The organism is Neobacillus drentensis, from assembly GCF_036965245.1.
In the GTDB taxonomy this organism is placed as follows: Bacteria; Bacillota; Bacilli; order Bacillales; family Cytobacillaceae; genus Neobacillus; species Neobacillus drentensis_G.
In genome coordinates, this window is record NZ_JBALPG010000048.1 from 87,123 (window position 1) to 106,311 (window position 19,189).

Here is a 19,189-nt window from a genome sequence, read left to right on the forward strand (position 1 = left end):
ACCATATTATTTAAGCTTCGAAAAAGCAATCTCAGCTGCTTTAATGGTCTTTTCAATATCTTCATCAGAATGTTCTGTTGATAGGAATAGTCCTTCAAATTGTGACGGTGGTAAGAATACTCCTTGGTTTGCCATTTCCCGATAATAGGCTGCAAAGAATTCCAAATTAGAGGTCTTCGCTTTTTCATAGTTGATGACGGCTTCGTTTGTAAAGAAGAAGCCAATCATTGAACCAGCACGATTAAAGGAGATTGGAATGTCATATTTTTCAGCAGCTGCCTCAAAGCCTTTTTGAAGCATGTCGCCTTTACGAATAAATTCCTTGTAATGCTCAGGCGTTAACTGGCTTAAGGTTTCTAGCCCAGCAGTCATCGCAAGCGGGTTCCCTGACAGCGTTCCCGCTTGATAAATTGGGCCGCTTGGAGCGATTTGCTGCATGATTTCTGCTTTACCGCCATAAGCTCCAACAGGAAGTCCGCCGCCGATCACTTTTCCAAGGCATGTAATATCAGGTGTTATATTGAAATAACCTTGTGCACAATTGTAACCAACACGGAAACCGGTCATAACTTCATCGAAAATAAGTAAGGAACCATTTGTGGAAGTAATCTCACGAAGTCCTTCTAAAAAGCCTGGAAGAGGCGGAACAAGACCCATGTTACCGGCAACAGGCTCAACGATGATACAAGCAATATCCTCGCCAAATTGTTCAAATGCATATTTGACACTTTCAAGATCATTATAAGGCACGGTGATTGTATTTGAAGCAATCCCTTCTGGTACACCAGGGCTGTCAGGTAAACCGAGTGTAGCAACCCCAGAACCCGCTTTGATCAATAACGAATCACCATGGCCATGGTAGCAGCCTTCAAACTTTAAAATCTTGTTACGGCCAGTATAGCCGCGTGCTAAACGAAGGGCACTCATTGTTGCTTCTGTTCCTGAGTTTACCATTCTTACTATTTCGATTGATGGCACGCGTTCAATCACAAGCTGTGCTAATTTATTTTCTAATAATGTCGGGGCTCCAAAGCTAGTACCTTGTTCCGCTGTTTTTTTCAATGCTTCGACGACACGGTCGTTGGAGTGTCCGAGAATAAGCGGACCCCATGATAGTACATAATCAATATATTCATTGCCATCAATATCATAAATTTTTGACCCTTTGCCTTTTTCCATAAAAATTGGACTCATATTAACGGATTTAAAGGCACGAACCGGACTGTTTACACCGCCGGGCATTAGGCTTTGGGCTTCTTTAAATGCTTCAATCGATTTTGTATACGAACGCATTCTATTCCCTCTTTTCAAATAATGTTTATTCCTCTTCTTCTTTAAGCCAGCGGCACACATCTTTTGCAGCGTAAGTAATTATGAGATCCGCGCCTGCACGCTTCATACCGATAAGCATTTCAAGCACGGTCTTTTTCTCATCAATCCAGCCGTTAAGAGCAGCTGCTTTAACCATTGCATATTCACCGCTTACATTATAAATAACGATAGGCAGGTTAAAGTTATTTTTCATATCACGAACGATATCAAGGTATGGCATTCCTGGTTTGACGATTAAGAAGTCAGCTCCCTCTTGAACATCTGATTCTGCTTCTCTAAATGCTTCCATGCGGTTAGCAGGATCCATTTGATAGGTTTTACGATCGCCAAATTGAGGCGCACCCTCTGCTGCTTCACGGAAAGGGCCGTAGAATGCAGACGCATATTTAACTGCATAAGACATGATTGGGATATCTGTAAAACCAGCTTCATCTAAACCGGAACGAATAGCAGCAACAAAGCCGTCCATCATGTTGGATGGTGCAATGATGTCTGCACCCGCTTTAGCTTGGGCAACTGCTGTTTTTACCAGTAATTCAAGCGATTCGTCGTTAAGGATTTTCTCTCCCTCAACCACTCCACAATGCCCATGGTCTGTATATTCGCACAAGCAAGTATCGGCAACCACTATTATATCTGGATAGTTTTCTTTAATGTAACGTGTTGCTACTTGAACGATACCATGGTCATGATAGGCTTGCGCACCGCAAGCATCCTTCGTCATTGGGATCCCAAATAACAAAACCGATTTAATCCCATGAGCGACGATATCATCCATTTCTGCTTTAAGATTATCCATCGATACTTGGAATACCCCCGGCATGGAAGATACTTCATTACGGATATTTTCACCTTCATAAATAAACAGCGGATAAATGAAGTCCTCCGCTCTTAAGTGATTTTCTCTCACAAGTGAGCGCATATTGGCACTTGAACGCAAACGGCGATGACGTGAAAATTGTAATTCCATTATTTTTCCCTCCATATGATTAAACATAATTAAGAAATTTTGCTTTGACCGGTGGATAGCTCCGCCTTTACTTGCGGATTTCCCTACTTACTTGCGAATAACTCCGCCTTACTTACGGTTATCCCCGACTTACTTGCGGGTTTATTTTTTAGAGAGTTTCTCTTCATTCTCTAAATAAGCTATCGTGCTTTTGATCATTTCTTTCACGGTATATTCCTCCGGAGAAGCATGTACCACAAGTCCATAACCTAGTAACTTTTTCTCTGTTATCGGCCCAATGCAGCCAATTACACAGTTCCGCAACTGCTCATGAAGTCCATTTTCGTTCACAACATCCATCAGATGATCGACAGTGGATGGACTAGTAAACGTGAGGATATCTAGCTGATTGTCACCAAGCATCTGCGCTAGCTTCACACGGCTTTCCTCCGTCATATATGTCTCATATATGACGACTTCATCCACCTCAGCTCCGACCTCTGTCAAAGCTCTGGCGATATATTCCCGGGCAAGATTTCCTTTCGGGAGCAGTACCCGTGAACTGTTGTTGATATATGGCAAAAACTCATCAACAAACACTTCTGCTACATAGGCCGAGGGGACAAACTCCGCACGCAGCCCTTTATCCTTCAAAACCTCAGCAGTCTTTTTCCCAATCACAGCGATTTTCGGAAAGGTCGTATCAACTTCATTATAAAAAGAAAAAAAAGTCTCGACCGTCACGTTACTCGTAAAAATAATCCAGTCATATGTATCAAGGGCCTTCAAACAGTCTTGAAGGCGCTGATTTTTTTCAATCGGACGAAATGCAATAAGAGGAATTTCGATAGGAGTCCCTCCGTACCTTTCGACTAGCTCTGAGAAGGATTTCGCTTGATCTTTTCCTCTTGGAATAAGGACTTGTTTATCAAGCAAAGGGAAGGATTCTAGCATAGACCTTCGAGCTCCCGTTTGACCCTTTCAATCAGGTCCTTGGCCCCTTTTTTAATTAATAAATCAGCAGCTTGAATTCCAAGCTCTTCCGGATTTTGTCCGCGAAGTTCTCCCTTGAAGACATCATGGCCTTCAGGCGAAGCGACTAATACATTCAGTATCACTTCATCGGTTTCATCATCTATTCGTGCAAAGCCGGCAATTGGTACCTGACACCCGCCCTCCATTTTTTGCAGGAAAGCACGTTCGGCACGAACCGCTCTTTCTGTTTTATTACAGGTGAATTTTTCAAATAGTTCGAGTAGTTCTTTGTCGTCTTCACGGCACTCTATTGATAATGCCCCTTGGCCAACTGCAGGAATACAAACATCCGAATCGATAAATTCGGTCACAACATCAGATGTCCAGCCAAGGCGGGAAAGACCAGCTGCCGCTAAAATAATCGCATCATATTCTTCAGATTCTAATTTTGCTAATCTCGTATCGACATTGCCGCGAATCCATTTAATCTCTAAATCCGGGCGCTCAATTAAAATCTGTGAACTGCGGCGCAGACTGCTGGTACCGATAATCGCTCCTGGTTTTAAATCTTTTAATTTTACATGGCCTCTTGAAATAAGAGCGTCACGGTGATCCTCACGGAAAGGAATACAGCCGATGATTAAACCTTCAGGAAGTACAGCGGGCATGTCTTTCATACTATGAACTGCCATATCAATCTCTTTATCAAGCATGGCCTGCTCGATTTCCTTTACAAATAAACCCTTACCGCCGACCTTTGAAAGGGTAACGTCTAAAATTTTATCGCCTTTTGTGACGATTTCTTTTACTTCAAATTCGAAACGCGGGTCAAGCTGTTTAAGCTGTTCAATAACCCAATTTGTTTGTGTTAATGCCAGTTTACTTCGTCTAGAACCAACAATAATTTTTCGCATGACTGCCTCCTAGTTTTACGAGTACCATAAATGAAATGATGATAATTGACTAAACAAAAAAAAGTTAATTAAAACAATTAAAAATGATGCTGTATTCCAAATGGCTAATTTTCTCCCAGATAGATTTTTCACAATTCGCAGGTATAAATAGATGCTGTAGGCCGTAAGTAACAGGAACGACCCGATAATTTTCATATCATACCAAGGCATCCCAGGAACCTTTAGTAATGCCCACTGTAGGCCAAGGATTAAGCTTAAAAGCAGCATCGGAACACCTATGACAGCCAATATGTAGGATGATTTTTCAAGCATTTCTAAATCCGCCAGCCGGATCAGGCGAGTTCCCCATTTTTTCCGTTTCAATAAATCATATTGAAGCAAGTATAATGACGAAAAAACAAAGGATAAAGAAAATGCCCCGTAAGATAAAATCGCCATTGTAATATGGATTAAAAGCAGTTCAGACATTAGCTTCTCAGCCATAATATGCGAATGGTATTGCATCGGGGCAAAGGTATGAATCGCCATAACAGTAAAGCCAAGGATGTTTGTGAAAAAGACGATAAAATCAACTCGTAATAAATGATTTATAACAATTGACAATGTTACTAATACCCAGGCATAAAAATAGAGTCCCTCGAAGATGGTTAGTACAGGGAACCTGCCTGTTTCTTTCATATAGAAAACAAGGAAAACCGTCTGTAAAACCCATACAAATGCAAGTAACCAGAAGGCAATACGGTTTGCCTTCCGGTTATGGTGAATGAAGTCGAAAAAATATAACAACACACTGAAGGCATATAGAACAACTGTTAATTCATGAAGCCTTGTCATAAAGACATCAAACATAGCCTCGGCCCCTTATGACTGAAAAGAAGCCTGAACTTCTCGAACCGGGATTTTATTCGTTTCGGCTGCTTTCGAATGTTGTTCCTGAACAAGCTCTTCAATATTAAATATTTTCATAAAGAATTCCATTGCCTGATCTGCATCCGGTCTTGCGGCCAATTCTTTCGCTTGTAATATAGGATCTTTTAAAAGCTGGTTAATAATGCTTTTTGTATGTTTATTTAACACTTTTATATCGCGATCAGATAAGTTTGGCAGCTTTCTTTCCAAACTAACCATAGTTTCCGACTGAATCGCAAGGGCTTTTTCCCTAAGTGCAGAAATAACAGGGATCACCCCAAGCATGCCAAGCCAATGATTGAAGTCGACAATTTCCTTTTCTATCATGAGTCTAATTTTTGCTGCGGCTTTCTGCCGCTCCTGCATGTTGGCCTCTACAATTCCCTCTAAATCGTCAATATCGTATAAAAAAACGTTTTCAAGTTCAGAAATTCTTGGATCCAAGTCACGTGGAACAGCAATATCGACCATGAATAATGGATTGCCCCTGCGCTTTTTCTCAACACGAGCCATCGTTTCTTTGGAAATAACAAAGTCCTTCGCACCAGTCGAGCTGATCAGGATATCTGCTTCTACTAGAGATCTCTCTAAATCGGCCAATGTTTTAGCCTCACCATTGAAACGGGCTGCAAGTACCTTTGCTTTTTCAAACGTACGATTGATGACTGTTACTTTTTTCACACCATGCCCATGCAGGTTTTGTGCTGCTAATTCACCCATCTTTCCAGCACCAAAAATTAACACATGTTTATTTGCAAGTGAACCGAAAATTTTCTTGGCCAATTCTACTGCAGCATAGCTGACAGAAACGGCATTTGCGCCAATATCTGTTTCTGAATGACCGCGTTTGCCCAATGTAATCGCTTGTTTAAACAAGTGGTTAAACACTGATCCCGTCGTTTCTTCTTGCTGTGCTAACATAAAGCTTGTTCGCACCTGTCCAAGGATTTGTGTTTCTCCTAAAACCATGGAGTTGAGTCCGCACGTAACATTAAATAAATGTTCAACTGCACCATCATTTTCATAAACAAATAGAAATGGTGAAAATTCAGTTTGTTCCATTCCAAACCATTCTGACAGAAATTCTTTTATATAATAACGGCCAGTATGCAGCTGATCTACAACCGCATAAATTTCTGTACGATTACATGTAGACAAAATAATATTTTCTAGGATACTTTTTTTGGAGTTTAACTTTTTTATCGCATCCACAAGTTCGGTTTCATTGAATGTTAACCGCTCACGGATTTCTACAGGGGCAGTTTTATAGTTAAGACCAACGACTACTATATACATTTTTGTTAAGTACACCCCCAATTAGATTACATAATTAACTAGTATGATTATATCACGCGCAATTTCGACTTTTCTCGAAAAATGTGAACAGAAACCGAAACTATGTGATAAGATATAGTAAAACTTGCCGTGTGCCGAGCCATTTCGGTCATGCTTTAACTTAATCGTTAGGATTTTTATTCTAAAGAAAATAATAGGACAAATTACTTCCTTATGTACAGTACCAAAAAAACAGACTAGATTCAAGTGAACCTTATTGGAAGTGGTGTTTTCAATGAAAAATCAACGAATTTTCCCTGGGATCATTCTTATCGGATTTGGAGCTTACTTTTTATTACAGCAAACAGGCATTACGCTTTTTCAGCAATTTTTCACCTGGCCGACATTACTTATCATTGTTGGAATAGCCTTTTTAGGTCAAGGTTATTCTGCAAGAGAATACGAAGCAATTCTACCAGGGGTCATCATGTGTGGCTTTGGTCTTCATTTTCATCTTTCAGGCCATTTATCATTCTGGCCCACGAATACAATCGGCATGTTAATCCTGATCATATCAATTGGATTTTTTCTTCGCTTTCAAAAAACAAACAATGGCCTGTTCCAAGCTTTCCTTTTTCTTATTTTAGCGATGTTGCTGTTATTTTATGATAAAATTGCCGAATATTTTGGATTGCTGCAAAACGGAATGAATTTTATTTGGAAATTTTGGCCCGCCCTTTTAATTGTTATTGGTATATATTTTCTACTAAAAAGAAAAAAATGACCGTGAAACTTCTAAAAGAATAGTTTTTTCTTCCAGCCCTTTTGGTTTGTTGGCTAATTGGGCATTTAGAAGCAGTTAAACTTCACAAAATATCTTAACAATTCCATACATTACTATCCTCTTTATACGGGAAAACGCCTGGCGCATCATGAACTGCGCCAGGCGTTTTAATTTCCCAATGGGGTATATATCAGCGTTTTTTACCTGTTTTTCAGTGGACCGAACTATTTATCAGCGATTCGAATTTTCCTTACATATAACTTTGCAGGATTTGCCATACTTGCTCTTTTCCTTCACCTGTTTCGGAAGAAAAAAGAACAAGATGATCATTTTTATCCAGCTCAAGGGTCTGGCGCGTAACTTTTAAATGTTTTTGCCATTTCCCTCTTGGAATTTTATCTGCCTTTGTTGCAATGATGATGCATGGAATTTCATAATGTTTTAAAAAATCATACATCATGACATCGTCGGTTGTCGGCGGGTGACGTAAATCGACAATCATGACAACCGCCCGTAATTGCTCACGAGTCGTAAAATACGTTTCAATCATCTTTCCCCAAGCGGCCCGTTCTGACTTTGACACCTTTGCATATCCGTATCCGGGGACATCGACAAAATGAAGTATTTCATTAATCAGGTAAAAGTTTAGCGTTTGGGTTTTACCTGGTTTCGATGAAATTCTGGCTAACCCTTTACGGTTAAGCATTTTATTAATAAAAGAAGACTTACCGACATTTGAACGGCCTGCAAGAGCAAATTCAGGCAGCTCTGTTTCCGGGTACTGCTCTGGTTTCACTGCACTGATGATAATGTCTGACCTAACTACCTTCATCGTACGTCACCGTCCAAAAGTGCATGCTTCAGGACTTCATCAACATGTGATACCGGTACAAATTCTAATTCGTTACGAACACTTTCAGGAATATCATCAATATCCTTTACATTATCCTTAGGAAGAATAACCTTCGTCAGTCCCGCACGATGAGCACTTAGTGTTTTTTCTTTCAAGCCGCCAATTGGCAGGACTCTACCTCGTAAGGTAATTTCCCCTGTCATCCCAACTTCGCGGCGAATTGGTCTGCCGGTTAATGCAGACACAAGAGCCGTTGCCATCGTGATCCCTGCAGATGGGCCGTCTTTCGGAACAGCTCCCTCTGGAACATGAATATGGATATCATATTTTTCATGGAAATCTTCTTCGATGCCAAGAACACTCGCTTTTGAACGAATATAACTAAAAGCAGCCTGTGCCGATTCCTTCATCACATCTCCAAGCTTACCTGTTAGTACGAGTTTTCCTTTACCAGGTGAAAGGGAAACCTCAATTTGCAGGGTATCGCCGCCAACGGTTGTATAAGCTAAGCCAGTTGCTACCCCTACTTGGTCTTCAGACTCTGCCATTCCATAGTGAAATCTTGGTTTGCCTAAAAATTCCTCGACATTCTTCTCAGTAACAATGACTCGCTTTTTCTCACCAGCAACAATGATTTTCGCTGTTTTTCGGCAAATGGTCGCCATTTGACGCTCAAGGCTCCGTACCCCAGCTTCACGAGTATAATAACGAACCACTTTTAGAATCGCTTCATCACGGACTTGAAGAATTCCTTTTGAAAGTCCATTTTCTTTAATTTGCTTTGGCAGTAAATGGTCTCTACAGATATGGACTTTTTCAAGCTCAGTATAGCCAGCAATCGTGATAATTTCCATTCTGTCTAACAGCGGCCCTGGTATGGTTGCAAGGTTATTGGCTGTCGCAATGAACATAACCTTTGATAAATCGTATGTTTCTTCTATATAATGATCGCTAAAATTATGGTTTTGCTCTGGGTCCAATACTTCAAGCATCGCACTTGATGGATCGCCACGGAAATCGCTTGACATTTTATCGATTTCATCTAGTAAAAAGACAGGATTAATTGTTCCCGCTTTTTTCATGCCTTGGATGATTCGACCCGGCATCGCCCCGACATAGGTTCTCCTATGGCCGCGGATTTCGGATTCGTCACGAACTCCACCCAGGGAAGCTCGGATAAAATTGCGATTGAGCGATGTGGCAATCGAACGGGCAAGACTTGTTTTCCCAACACCCGGAGGTCCTGCAAGACAAAGAATTGGACCTTTTAAGGAATTAGTCAGCTTCTGAACCGCTAAATATTCAAGCACTCGTTCCTTTACTTTTTCCAGTCCGTAATGATCTTGATTTAAGATCTTTTCGGCTCGGAGAATATCTATATCATCCTCCGTCTTTTTCGACCATGGAATCGCAATCAGCCAGTCAATATAGTTACGAATAACAGCACTTTCGGCTGAGCTTGTTGGCACCTTTTCGTAACGGTCAAGCTCTTTCATAGCCGCCTTATAAGCGTGTTCCGGCATGCCAGCCAGCTCAATTTTTTTCGTCAGGTCAGCAATTTCGCCTGTTTTACCTTCTTTATCGCCTAATTCCTTTTGGATCGCCTTCATTTGCTCACGAAGGTAGTATTCTTTTTGCGTCCGTTCCATCGAACGTTTTACACGCTGACCAATCTTCTTTTCAAGATTAAGGACTTCTTTTTCATTATGAATCGTATCAATAACGCGATTGACACGCTGCTTGATATCAATCATTTCAAGAATTTCTTGCTTTTCCTTTAGCTTGATCGGTAAATGGGACGCGATGATATCCGCCATCCGGCCCGGTTCCTCAATATCTGCGACAGATGCATACGTTTCTGCAGAGATTTTTTTCGATAATTTTATGTATTGCTCGAAATAATCAAGCATCGTTCTCATCAAGGCCTGGTCTTCTACATCCTTCGTATCTGGATCCTCATAGGTAACAATACTAACGGAATAATGGTCCTCATCATCATAAATAGAAACAATTTCCGCTCTATTTAAGCCTTCTACCAATACGCGAATCGTTCCATTGGGTAGTTTTAGCATTTGCTTAACCTTTGTTAACGTTCCTAGCTTATAAAGATCCTCTTCAGAAGGGTCCTCAATGGAAACATCCTTTTGAGTGGTCAAGAATATTAAATGGTCATCTACCATTGCTTTTTCGAGTGCCTGCACGGATCTTTCACGGCCTACATCTAAATGAAGAACCATTGTCGGATAAACGAGCAATCCTCGAAGCGGCAGGAGGGGGACGATCAATTCTTTCTTTTTCGCCAAAATACCTGCACCTCCACATGCATAAATCCTTTTTTTCTACTGTAAAGCAGAATAGTCTTTGTTGTACAATTCTATCCTATTTGTTTTTACGTGTCTATTTTTTGAGTGTGGAGACTAATCACTTTTTCAATATAATTATTTTCCCCAATATTACATTTTTCTTTCTAACAAAAAAACTCCGGCTTGATTTTCACCAAACCGAAGTTTTCTTATTAAATTGACTCTTTTTTCGTTAACTCAATGGATGCCGGGATGACATCATTTTTAGGAAAGGCATTGACTAAAGCTATTTCAAACACTTCGTGAAGATGCGTAACAGGAACAATGTTTATTCCATCAATTTCATTTAAGATGGTTTGCCGATTTTCCTCAGGGATGATGACGGTTTTAGCACCGGCCTTCCGTGCCGCTTTAACCTTTGGATAGACGCCGCCAATCGGTTTCACATTCCCATGAATACTGATTTCACCGGTCATTGCAACGGTGTTTTCAATGGGAATATTATAAATCGCGGAGTAAATTCCCGTCGCCATCGCGATACCTGCTGATGGACCATCGATTGGGACCCCCCCTGGAAAATTAACATGGATATCATAGTCGTTTGCCGGTACACCCATCGAGCGTAAAACGGTAATTACATTTTCAATTGAGCTACGCGCCATACTTTTCCGACGAATTGATTTACCCTGTCCACCAATACTTTCTTCTTCCACAATTCCCGTGATGTTTATCGAGCCTTTTTCTTTAGCCGGGATGACAGTCACTTCTATTTCGAGCAGCGCCCCGGAATTCGGTCCATATACTGCAAGTCCATTCACAAGCCCAACGTGTGAAATTTCGTTTATCTTTCTTTCTATTCTTGGTGTCATCTGACTGGAGTGAATGACCCACTCGATATCTTCGTCCCTGATATAATCGCGATCTTCGGTAATAGCTAGACCCGCCGCAATTTGAATCATATTTACTGTTTCTCGGCCATTTCTTGCATATGTAGATAAGGTATTGACGCCCGTTTCATTTATTTTCAGATTTACTTTTTCAGCAGCCTTTTTTGCTACGGTCACAATCTCTTCCTGATTTAAATCCCGGAAGAACACTTCCATACAGCGAGAACGAATGGCTGGAGGTATTTCACTTGGCGTTCTGGTTGTGGCCCCAATTAAACGGAAATCGGCTGGAAGGCCATTTTTAAAAATATCATGAATATGCGTTGGGATTTGGTTGTTTTCCTCATGATAATAGGCGCTCTCGAGGAAAACTTTGCGATCCTCTAATACTTTTAAAAGTTTGTTCATTTGTATAGGATGCAATTCGCCAATTTCATCGATAAAAAGGACGCCGCCATGTGCATTAGTAACTGCCCCTTGTTTCGGCTGCGGTATTCCTGCCTGCCCCATTGCTCCTGCTCCTTGATAAATCGGATCATGGACTGAACCGATTAGTGGATCAGCAATGCCTCGTTCGTCAAATCGTGCGGTTGTCGCATCTAATTCAATAAATACAGATGCGGGTTTAAATGGCGATTTAGCATTCTTTTTAGCTTCCTCCAATACGAGGCGGGCTGCTGCTGTTTTTCCGATTCCGGGAGGGCCATAAATAATCACATGCTGTGGGTTCGGTCCGCATAATGCTGCTTTTAATGATTTTATTCCATCCTCTTGTCCTACAATATCATTGAAGCTTGTCGGGCGGACTTTCTCGGATAAAGGTTCCGTTAATGATATTGATCTCATTTTACGAAGCTGTTCCATTTCCTTCCGGGATTCCCGATCAATGGACACTTTTTGCGTACGCTGGTTCCTCAGCAAATTCCAAAAATACAGTCCAATAATGATTCCGAAAAAAAGCTGTATAAATAAGGCAATCCCCGTCCAACTCATACATTTCCCTCCTACCAACTAAATACTCAATATATATTAATAAGTATTTCCTGCAATAAGGCGGAATAAACTACAAAATGTAAAAACTAATTGGCGAGGAAAAGGCGCTTTTAAACACGTATACAAATGTTTAAGATGGTTTCCCTTGTGATTTCGCTGATATTTACTGGGGATGGCTATGATTTATGGGACAATGACTGATTTATAGATAGTTTTGGCTGATTATTCATTTATTGGAAGTGAACGATACAAAAAAGACCCAGCTTGTAAGCTAGGTCTCGTACAGTTATGCAGATTTTTCTTCCGCCACAACAGTTCCATCTTCTAAAACAAGCTTTGGAACGCTGTTGTCGATAACGGTTTCTTTTGTAATGATACATTTTGTGATATCTTCGCGAGATGGAAGGTCAAACATAACATCAAGCATGATTCCTTCAATAATCGAACGTAACCCACGGGCTCCCGTTTTACGTTCGATTGCTTTCTTCGCAATTTCAGTAAGTGCACCTTCTTCAAATTCAAGCTCGACAGCGTCGATTTCCAGCATTTTTTGATATTGTTTTACAAGCGCATTTTTTGGCTTGGTTAAAATCTCAATTAATGCTGCTTCGTCCAGTTGTTCGAGGCTGGCGATTACCGGAAGACGACCGATAAATTCAGGAATCAATCCAAAACGGAGTAAGTCCTCAGGCAATACTTTTGAAAGAAGCTCTTTTTTGTCAACTTCTTGCTGCTTATTATCAGCACCAAAACCAATAACTTTTTGGCCTAAGCGGCGCTTGATAATCGGCTCAATTCCATCAAAAGCACCACCGCAAATAAATAATATATTCGTTGTGTCGATTTGGATAAATTCTTGATGCGGGTGTTTTCTGCCGCCTTGAGGTGGAACACTCGCCACCGTACCTTCAAGAATTTTTAACAATGCCTGCTGAACACCTTCACCGGATACATCTCTTGTTATCGAAGGATTCTCGGATTTTCGGGCAATTTTATCAATTTCATCAATATAAATGATACCTTTTTCTGCTTTTTCCACATCATAATCTGCAGCTTGAATCAATTTTAATAAAATGTTTTCAACGTCTTCCCCTACATACCCAGCCTCTGTAAGAGAAGTAGCATCAGCAATAGCGAATGGCACATTCAAAATACGAGCTAATGTTTGCGCCAATAATGTTTTCCCGCTGCCAGTAGGTCCGATCATACTGATATTACTTTTTGAAAGCTCAACGTCATCAATTTTACTATTAGAGTTGATGCGCTTGTAATGGTTGTAAACGGCAACAGACAACGACTTTTTCGCTTGGTCCTGGCCAATGACGTATTCATTGAGAATTTCACAGATTTCCTTTGGCTTTGGAACGTCTTTAAATTCTACTTCTTCTTCTGTTCCAAGTTCTTCCTCCACTATCTCCGTGCAAAGCTCGATGCATTCATCACATATATAAACTCCCGGCCCGGCCACTAGTTTACGAACTTGATCCTGTGTTTTGCCACAGAAAGAACACTTTAATTGTCCTTTTTCATCATTAAATTTAAACAATTCTTTCACCCCTCAAAACGTGTTAAACCCCATTTGAAGCACACGAATTACACAAACAAAGTCCGAGTTTTTCTATTTTTTTATGGTATGTATTTTGCATTGTAACACATTTAACCAATGGACTGGAAATAAAACGCTTTACATCATTATGTTTTCTTTTCTCGGTTTTTGTTTGTGTCATTCAATAAAAAAACTTATGTACTCATTAATCTTAACCATTATTTTAAAAATTAAATCTAAAACCTGTATGAAAATTATTAATTCGCTATGTCTTTCCTAATTTCCTGCCCATTGTTTAAGAAAAGCGGAAGCGCCTTGACCAGGGGCGATATAGGGAGAATTATCGACTGGCAAGCAAAGCGAAGCCAGAGATTAGTCTCCCTTAATGCGTACAGAAAGCGATAGCTTTCTGTAGCCAGGCATAAGACAAGCAGGCGAGAAGGTTGCTCTTTAACCTTCTTGACTGATTGGCTTATGACCCCGATCCCCTAGGCGCTGCAGCTAGACATTAAAAAGGTTTCCCTGACCTTATTATAATATGTAATTGAAAAAATGTATAAAACAAGGCACGATTTTTTATCGCGCCTTGTTTTTCTATTCATTATTTCTTGTTTTCAACAAGAAAGTTTACTGCTTTTTGAAGTTTAAGGTCTGCTTTGATGCCCTCAACGCCGCCAAGAGCTTGGGTGATAGCGTCAACAGTCATGTTGTACATGCCAGCCATTTTCTCAAGTTCAGCGTTAACATCTTCGTCTGTTACTTCAAGGTTTTCAGCTTTAGCAATCGCTTCTAATGTTAAGTTAATTTTCACGCGATTTTGTGCCTCTTCCTTCATTTGTCCGCGAAGTGCATTTTCATCTTGACCTGAGAATTGGAAGTAAAGCTCAAGGTTCATGCCTTGCATTTGAAGGCGTTGTTCAAACTCTTGAAGCATGCGGTTAACTTCAGTTTCAACCATTACTTCTGGAATTTCCACTTCAGCGTTTGCAGCTGCTTTTTCCACTACAGTGTCACGGAGGTGGTGTTCAGCTTCATGCTTTTTGCTGTCTTCTAAACGAGTTTTGATTTTTTCTTTTAATGCATCCAATGTTTCAACTTCTTCGTCAACATCTTTTGCAAACTCATCATCTAATTCAGGAAGTTCTTTTCCTTTGATTTCATGGACAGTTACTTTGAAAACAGCTGGCTTACCAGCAAGCTCTGCAGCATGATATTCTTCAGGGAATGTTACTTCCACATCTTTAGATTCGCCAGTAGCTACTCCTACAAGTTGCTCTTCAAATCCAGGAATGAAAGAACCTGTACCTAATTCAAGTGAGTGGTTTTCAGCTTTTCCGCCTTCGAAAGCTTCGCCATCAACGAATCCTTCAAAGTCGATGACAACTGTATCACCGTTTTCAGCAGTGCCTTCTTCTTTCACAACAAGCTCTGCTTGGCGGTTCTGAAGAGTTGTTAATTCAGCTTGAACATCTTCATCTGTAACGTTTGTATCAAGTTCTTCTACTTCTAAGCCTTTATATTCGCCTAGTTTTACTTCAGGCTTAACTTGAACAGTTGCTTTGAAGATTAGCTCTTTGCCTTTTTCCATTTGCTCGATGTCGATATCAGGACGATCAATTGGATCAATTCCTGTTTCGTCAATTGCATTTCCGTAAGCTTCTGGAAGAAGAATATCTAATGCATCTTGATAAAGTGATTCTATACCGAAACGCTTTTCGAACATTCCACGAGGCATTTTACCTTTACGGAAGCCTGGAACGTTTACTTTCTTAACAACTTTTTGGAATGCTGCGTCTAAGCCTTTGCTTACCTCTTCAGCACTTACTTCTACAGTAAGGACACCGCGGTTTCCTTCTAACTTTTCCCATTTTGCTGTCATACCTTTTTTCCCTCCAACAAATCTATTCTCATTTCATTCGATAACGAATTTGAGTCGGAATAGGCCTTGTCCATTAAGCCATTTTTCCATTTTTTAAATGTAAAAGATAGTTTTTTACACAATGCAACCCCTACATTATATCACAGGATTGCTTTCTTTCAACAGCGAGACCTAAATATTAGGGTAGGAAATTTTCTCAATCTCCTTTATTTGTGCCATTGCCTGCTCAATTTCTACTATTCCTGCTCCATATTCACTTGCTATTTTACTAATTTCATGATCGATTCCCAGGTACTCTTGAGCAAGTAGATGAAAGGCCGCTGCCCATGCCCATGGATTTTCCGGCTCTAGGTCAAATGGATAGCTGATAAAAAACGTCCGCTCGACCATTCCGATTGTATTTTCAAAGAGACCTGGGTTATTACTTTCCAATCGATCCTCGAGTAAATCTTTTACTGCCATCATTTGTGGCTGTACTCTAACTTCCGGCAGCTCTGTTGGAATGAATGTATTTTCTTTGAAAAATTTTCTCACTACTAGTTCCTTATTAATTTCTTGTTCTTTTAAAAGAGTTAATAGCATTGTTTTTAGAAATGGATGACCTGTTTCAGCTTTTAAATAATCGGCAATTTCATCGAGGTAAGGGCGGATGTTTTTCTCCGCTAAACCTGCGACAACCAGCATTTGCTCATTTAAGTTATTTTTTGATAAGAGATTTAGGTTTTGAACCTCTGGTTCTATTTCTTCTTCTGACTGACGATTCTCTGCCATTCTTCGGCTGAATTGAAGGATGGTTAAAAAATGATCATGTTTCTCAGTCGGAATTTCTTTTTCTTCTAATAAGACCTCGATGGTCGAAACAATTTCCTGGTATTCGTGAAGCTGAATCAGCACAGTCAAATAAAGATCAACCATTTGAAAATAGTCGCCGATTCCTTTTAATAACATTTCCTTCGCAAGTACTTTAGCTTTTTTAAAAGAACCCGCTTCAAAATACGCAAGGACAAGCCCGATTAAAATATCGTCATTATCCTGATCCAAATCCCTTGCTTCTTCTAAAAAGGTAATGGCGTCTTTGAATTTTTTCTGTTCAAGGCTTTCTAAGCCTTTATCTGTCAATCTTTTTTCGAGTCCGGGAAAATAGACCACATTATCTTTTCGTTTCACTTGTTCCCGTTTTTTCATAGGAATCCGTCCTTCGGCACGTCGTTGGAAAATAGTGTAGCATAAATAAAAGACAAAAAAAACTCACCTGCACTGGTGAGTTGATATTTGGTATGTAGTTTGAATGGTACAAGAAAATGGCGTCCCAGGAGAGATTCGAACTCCCGACCGTACGCTTAGAAGGCGTATGCTCTATCCGGCTGAGCTACTGGGACGTATTCATGTATCAAAGACAAGATTTATTATATTATCCTAATAAATAAAAGTCAACAGGTTTTTGTTCATTTTTTAAAACAAAAGAATGGGGGAAGAAAATCCCCCTTCACTTCACCACATATATCAATTTTATTTGACGTCTATAAATATAGAAGTTTTTCTAGGTACATTTATTTTTACAGGACAAATTCCCTTTGGAGGTCTGTCAATTCCCGCCCATTTACCTCAAACACTAAGAGCTTAATTTTATCGACTAACAGCTCAAGGATGACATATGTTTTCTCTAACCGCTCGCGCGGAAGGCGGATGCTGCCAGGATTTAAAAATAATGTACCATCTATCACTTCCGCACCAAGGACGTGCGAGTGGCCAAAACAGACGATATCAGCATTTACTTCCTGTGCCTTGTATTTTAATTTCATTAACGTTGATTTCACCGAGTATCGATGTCCATGTGTAATAAAGAATTTCCGGCCTGCAGCTTCAGAAATGGTTTCCATAGGATAACCGCCGCCGAAATCACAATTTCCCATCACTGTTAAGTAACCGGAAATGGCTTTATCATCGGGCATTAATTGCGAATCTCCGCAGTGGATCATTAAATCAACTTCTTTTAGATGTCTTTCTCTAATGATCTCGAGTTCCTTCGTCAATCCATGGCTATCGCTGATAACTAACACCTTGCTCATGTCTGCTCAGCTCTTTCGATAATTGAATCCAGGATTACATCAAGCTTTTTCAACGCATTAGCCCGGTGGCTGATGTTATTTTTTTCATCTGATGATAGCTCTGCCATGGCCATTCCATTTTCGGGTACATAAAAAACAGGATCATAGCCAAAGCCATTTGTTCCTCGGCGTTCTTCCAATATCCGGCCTTCGCAAGTACCTGACACCGTCCATGTTCCTTGCCCCGGTATAGCGACAGCTAATGCACAGTAAAATCTTGCGGATCTTTCTCCTTCTGGAACACCTTGCAATTCTGATAGCACTTTATCTGTATTGTTTTGGTCATTTTTTGGCTCGCCGGCATATCGAGCGGAATAGATTCCTGGTCTTCCTTCAAGGGCGTCCACCATAAGACCGGAATCATCACCAATAACCATTTTATTTAGTGCTTGGGATACCGCTTCGGCTTTTAGAATAGCATTTTCTTCAAAAGTTGTGCCTGTTTCTTCTACCTCTGGAATTTCAGGAAAATCAAGCAGCGTCAAGACCTTGATTCCTCTGCTTGCAAAAATATGTTCGAATTCACGAGCTTTCCCAGGATTTTTTGTAGCAATAATAACTTCTTTCATTGTAATCGCCTCTCCATGTTAAAAAAAATTTTCTTAATTGTAATGTCTAGTTAAACCTAAGGCTACCCGCAGGTAACGCGGACTCAATCACCTAATTCGAGTCTACTTCTTCCTTCTACCTTCAATTTTTCGAGTGATATCCTCACCCAGTGCTGCTTTTTGCCGCTCAAATAGCTCCATCAGGCCCTCTTGCGCGGCATTTAGCAGGCCTTGCAGTTGATTATAAGAGAAGGTTGATTCTTCGCCTGTTCCCTGTAATTCAACAAATTCGCCGCTTCCGGTCATCACCACATTCATATCAACTTGAGCCTTAGAGTCCTCTGCATAATTTAAGTCAAGCACAATTCCGCCATCCTGTAAAATTCCGACACTGGTTGCAGCCAAATAATCGGTAATCGGAAACTTTGATAATGACTTTTTCTCCGCTAAAGCATTCAAAGCAAGTGCCATCGCGACAAACGCACCGGTGATGGAGGCAGTCCGTGTACCGCCATCTGCCTGAATGACATCACAATCAATCCAGACTGTTCTCTCGCCGATTGCTCTAAGGTCAACAATCGCGCGAAGAGCACGGCCGATTAACCGCTGAATTTCCATCGTACGGCCGGACACCTTTCCTTTGGAGGATTCACGGATATTTCTTGATTCTGTTGCCCTTGGCAGCATTGAGTATTCAGCCGTGATCCAGCCTTTGCCTTCCCCTCTCATAAACGGCGGTACTCGATCTTCAATACTTGCTGTACAAATCACCTTTGTATTCCCGACAGAAATAAGGACAGAACCTTCTGGATGCATTAAATAATTTGTTTCAATATGTATAGGTCTTAGCTGTAATGGCTCTCTTCCATCAACACGCACAAAAATTCCTCCCTCAAAAAATACTATGATTATTTCAAATAAAGAAGAGGCGGCG

Annotated in this window: 16 protein-coding genes and 1 tRNA gene; 1 reads left to right on the forward strand and 16 read right to left on the reverse strand. The window is 40.5% G+C overall.

Annotated features, from left to right (window positions below; translation table 11 throughout):
• Nucleotides 1-6 precede the first annotated feature (6 nt).
• From hemL to hemA, 6 genes are all read right to left on the reverse strand, one after another.
• Nucleotides 7-1,293, reverse strand: a complete 1,287-nt coding sequence (gene hemL, locus V7150_RS12130; RefSeq protein ID WP_335518177.1) for a glutamate-1-semialdehyde 2,1-aminomutase — start codon at nucleotides 1,291-1,293, stop codon at nucleotides 7-9.
• 25 nt (nucleotides 1,294-1,318) lie between these two features.
• On the reverse strand, nucleotides 1,319-2,302 hold the full coding sequence (gene hemB / locus V7150_RS12135) for a porphobilinogen synthase (protein WP_335518180.1): 984 nt from the start codon (nucleotides 2,300-2,302) through the stop codon (nucleotides 1,319-1,321).
• Between the two features lie 141 nt (nucleotides 2,303-2,443).
• Nucleotides 2,444-3,235 carry a uroporphyrinogen-III synthase gene (locus V7150_RS12140; protein ID WP_335518182.1) on the reverse strand — a complete coding sequence of 264 codons (792 nt, stop codon included), beginning with the start codon at nucleotides 3,233-3,235 and terminating at the stop codon, nucleotides 2,444-2,446.
• On the reverse strand, nucleotides 3,229-4,170 hold the full coding sequence (hemC, locus tag V7150_RS12145; RefSeq protein WP_335518185.1) for a hydroxymethylbilane synthase: 942 nt from the start codon (nucleotides 4,168-4,170) through the stop codon (nucleotides 3,229-3,231). The genes V7150_RS12140 and hemC overlap by 7 nt, the downstream gene beginning before the upstream one ends.
• 15 nt (nucleotides 4,171-4,185) lie before the next feature.
• Nucleotides 4,186-5,019, reverse strand: coding sequence for a cytochrome C assembly family protein (locus tag V7150_RS12150; protein ID WP_335518187.1), 834 nt, complete (start codon nucleotides 5,017-5,019; stop codon nucleotides 4,186-4,188).
• Nucleotides 5,020-5,031: 12 nt separating this feature from the next.
• Complete coding sequence (gene hemA, locus V7150_RS12155) at nucleotides 5,032-6,375, reverse strand: glutamyl-tRNA reductase (RefSeq protein WP_335518190.1); 1,344 nt, start codon at nucleotides 6,373-6,375, stop codon at nucleotides 5,032-5,034.
• Nucleotides 6,376-6,649: 274 nt separating this feature from the next.
• Here hemA and V7150_RS12160 point away from each other — a divergent pair, with 274 nt between their 5' ends.
• On the forward strand, nucleotides 6,650-7,138 hold the full coding sequence (locus tag V7150_RS12160) for a LiaF transmembrane domain-containing protein (protein ID WP_335518193.1): 489 nt from the start codon (nucleotides 6,650-6,652) through the stop codon (nucleotides 7,136-7,138).
• A 250-nt stretch (nucleotides 7,139-7,388) separates the two neighbouring features.
• Here V7150_RS12160 and yihA read toward each other — a convergent pair whose 3' ends face one another.
• The 10 genes from yihA to rph all read right to left on the reverse strand — a co-directional run bounded on the left by yihA (nucleotide 7,389) and on the right by rph (nucleotide 19,134).
• Nucleotides 7,389-7,970, reverse strand: coding sequence for a ribosome biogenesis GTP-binding protein YihA/YsxC (gene yihA / locus V7150_RS12165; protein ID WP_335518196.1), 582 nt, complete (start codon nucleotides 7,968-7,970; stop codon nucleotides 7,389-7,391).
• Nucleotides 7,967-10,294, reverse strand: a complete 2,328-nt coding sequence (lon, locus tag V7150_RS12170; protein ID WP_335518199.1) for an endopeptidase La — start codon at nucleotides 10,292-10,294, stop codon at nucleotides 7,967-7,969. Before lon ends, yihA begins: the two co-directional genes overlap by 4 nt.
• A gap of 212 nt (nucleotides 10,295-10,506) precedes the next feature.
• Nucleotides 10,507-12,174, reverse strand: coding sequence for an ATP-dependent protease LonB (gene lonB, locus V7150_RS12175; protein WP_335518201.1), 1,668 nt, complete (start codon nucleotides 12,172-12,174; stop codon nucleotides 10,507-10,509).
• 286 nt (nucleotides 12,175-12,460) lie between these two features.
• Complete coding sequence (clpX, locus tag V7150_RS12180; RefSeq protein WP_335518205.1) at nucleotides 12,461-13,720, reverse strand: ATP-dependent protease ATP-binding subunit ClpX; 1,260 nt, start codon at nucleotides 13,718-13,720, stop codon at nucleotides 12,461-12,463.
• 601 nt (nucleotides 13,721-14,321) lie between these two features.
• Entirely contained in the window at nucleotides 14,322-15,599 is a 1,278-nt protein-coding gene (gene tig, locus V7150_RS12185; RefSeq protein WP_335518207.1) for a trigger factor, read from the reverse strand.
• Nucleotides 15,600-15,770: 171 nt separating this feature from the next.
• Nucleotides 15,771-16,784, reverse strand: coding sequence for a tetratricopeptide repeat protein (locus tag V7150_RS12190; RefSeq protein ID WP_335518210.1), 1,014 nt, complete (start codon nucleotides 16,782-16,784; stop codon nucleotides 15,771-15,773).
• A gap of 117 nt (nucleotides 16,785-16,901) precedes the next feature.
• A tRNA-Arg gene (locus V7150_RS12195) sits at nucleotides 16,902-16,978 on the reverse strand.
• Nucleotides 16,979-17,155: 177 nt separating this feature from the next.
• A complete protein-coding gene (locus V7150_RS12200) occupies nucleotides 17,156-17,668 on the reverse strand; it encodes a metallophosphoesterase family protein (protein ID WP_335518215.1) in 513 nt (170 codons plus the stop codon).
• Complete coding sequence (locus V7150_RS12205) at nucleotides 17,665-18,276, reverse strand: XTP/dITP diphosphatase (RefSeq protein ID WP_335518218.1); 612 nt, start codon at nucleotides 18,274-18,276, stop codon at nucleotides 17,665-17,667. The genes V7150_RS12200 and V7150_RS12205 overlap by 4 nt, the downstream gene beginning before the upstream one ends.
• A gap of 102 nt (nucleotides 18,277-18,378) precedes the next feature.
• Entirely contained in the window at nucleotides 18,379-19,134 is a 756-nt protein-coding gene (gene rph / locus V7150_RS12210; RefSeq protein WP_335518221.1) for a ribonuclease PH, read from the reverse strand.
• Nucleotides 19,135-19,189: the final 55 nt, after the last annotated feature.

Coding starts and splice junctions, on each gene's coding strand:
- hemL (WP_335518177.1), bottom strand. CDS start 1,293: ATGCGTTCGTATACAAAATCGATTGAAGCATTTAAAGAAGCCCAAAGC.
- hemB (WP_335518180.1), bottom strand. CDS start 2,302: ATGGAATTACAATTTTCACGTCATCGCCGTTTGCGTTCAAGTGCCAAT.
- V7150_RS12140 (WP_335518182.1), bottom strand. CDS start 3,235: ATGCTAGAATCCTTCCCTTTGCTTGATAAACAAGTCCTTATTCCAAGA.
- hemC (WP_335518185.1), bottom strand. CDS start 4,170: ATGCGAAAAATTATTGTTGGTTCTAGACGAAGTAAACTGGCATTAACA.
- V7150_RS12150 (WP_335518187.1), bottom strand. CDS start 5,019: ATGTTTGATGTCTTTATGACAAGGCTTCATGAATTAACAGTTGTTCTA.
- hemA (WP_335518190.1), bottom strand. CDS start 6,375: ATGTATATAGTAGTCGTTGGTCTTAACTATAAAACTGCCCCTGTAGAA.
- V7150_RS12160 (WP_335518193.1), top strand. CDS start 6,650: ATGAAAAATCAACGAATTTTCCCTGGGATCATTCTTATCGGATTTGGA.
- yihA (WP_335518196.1), bottom strand. CDS start 7,970: ATGAAGGTAGTTAGGTCAGACATTATCATCAGTGCAGTGAAACCAGAG.
- lonB (WP_335518201.1), bottom strand. CDS start 12,174: ATGAGTTGGACGGGGATTGCCTTATTTATACAGCTTTTTTTCGGAATC.
- tig (WP_335518207.1), bottom strand. CDS start 15,599: ATGACAGCAAAATGGGAAAAGTTAGAAGGAAACCGCGGTGTCCTTACT.
- V7150_RS12190 (WP_335518210.1), bottom strand. CDS start 16,784: ATGAAAAAACGGGAACAAGTGAAACGAAAAGATAATGTGGTCTATTTT.
- V7150_RS12200 (WP_335518215.1), bottom strand. CDS start 17,668: ATGAGCAAGGTGTTAGTTATCAGCGATAGCCATGGATTGACGAAGGAA.
- V7150_RS12205 (WP_335518218.1), bottom strand. CDS start 18,276: ATGAAAGAAGTTATTATTGCTACAAAAAATCCTGGGAAAGCTCGTGAA.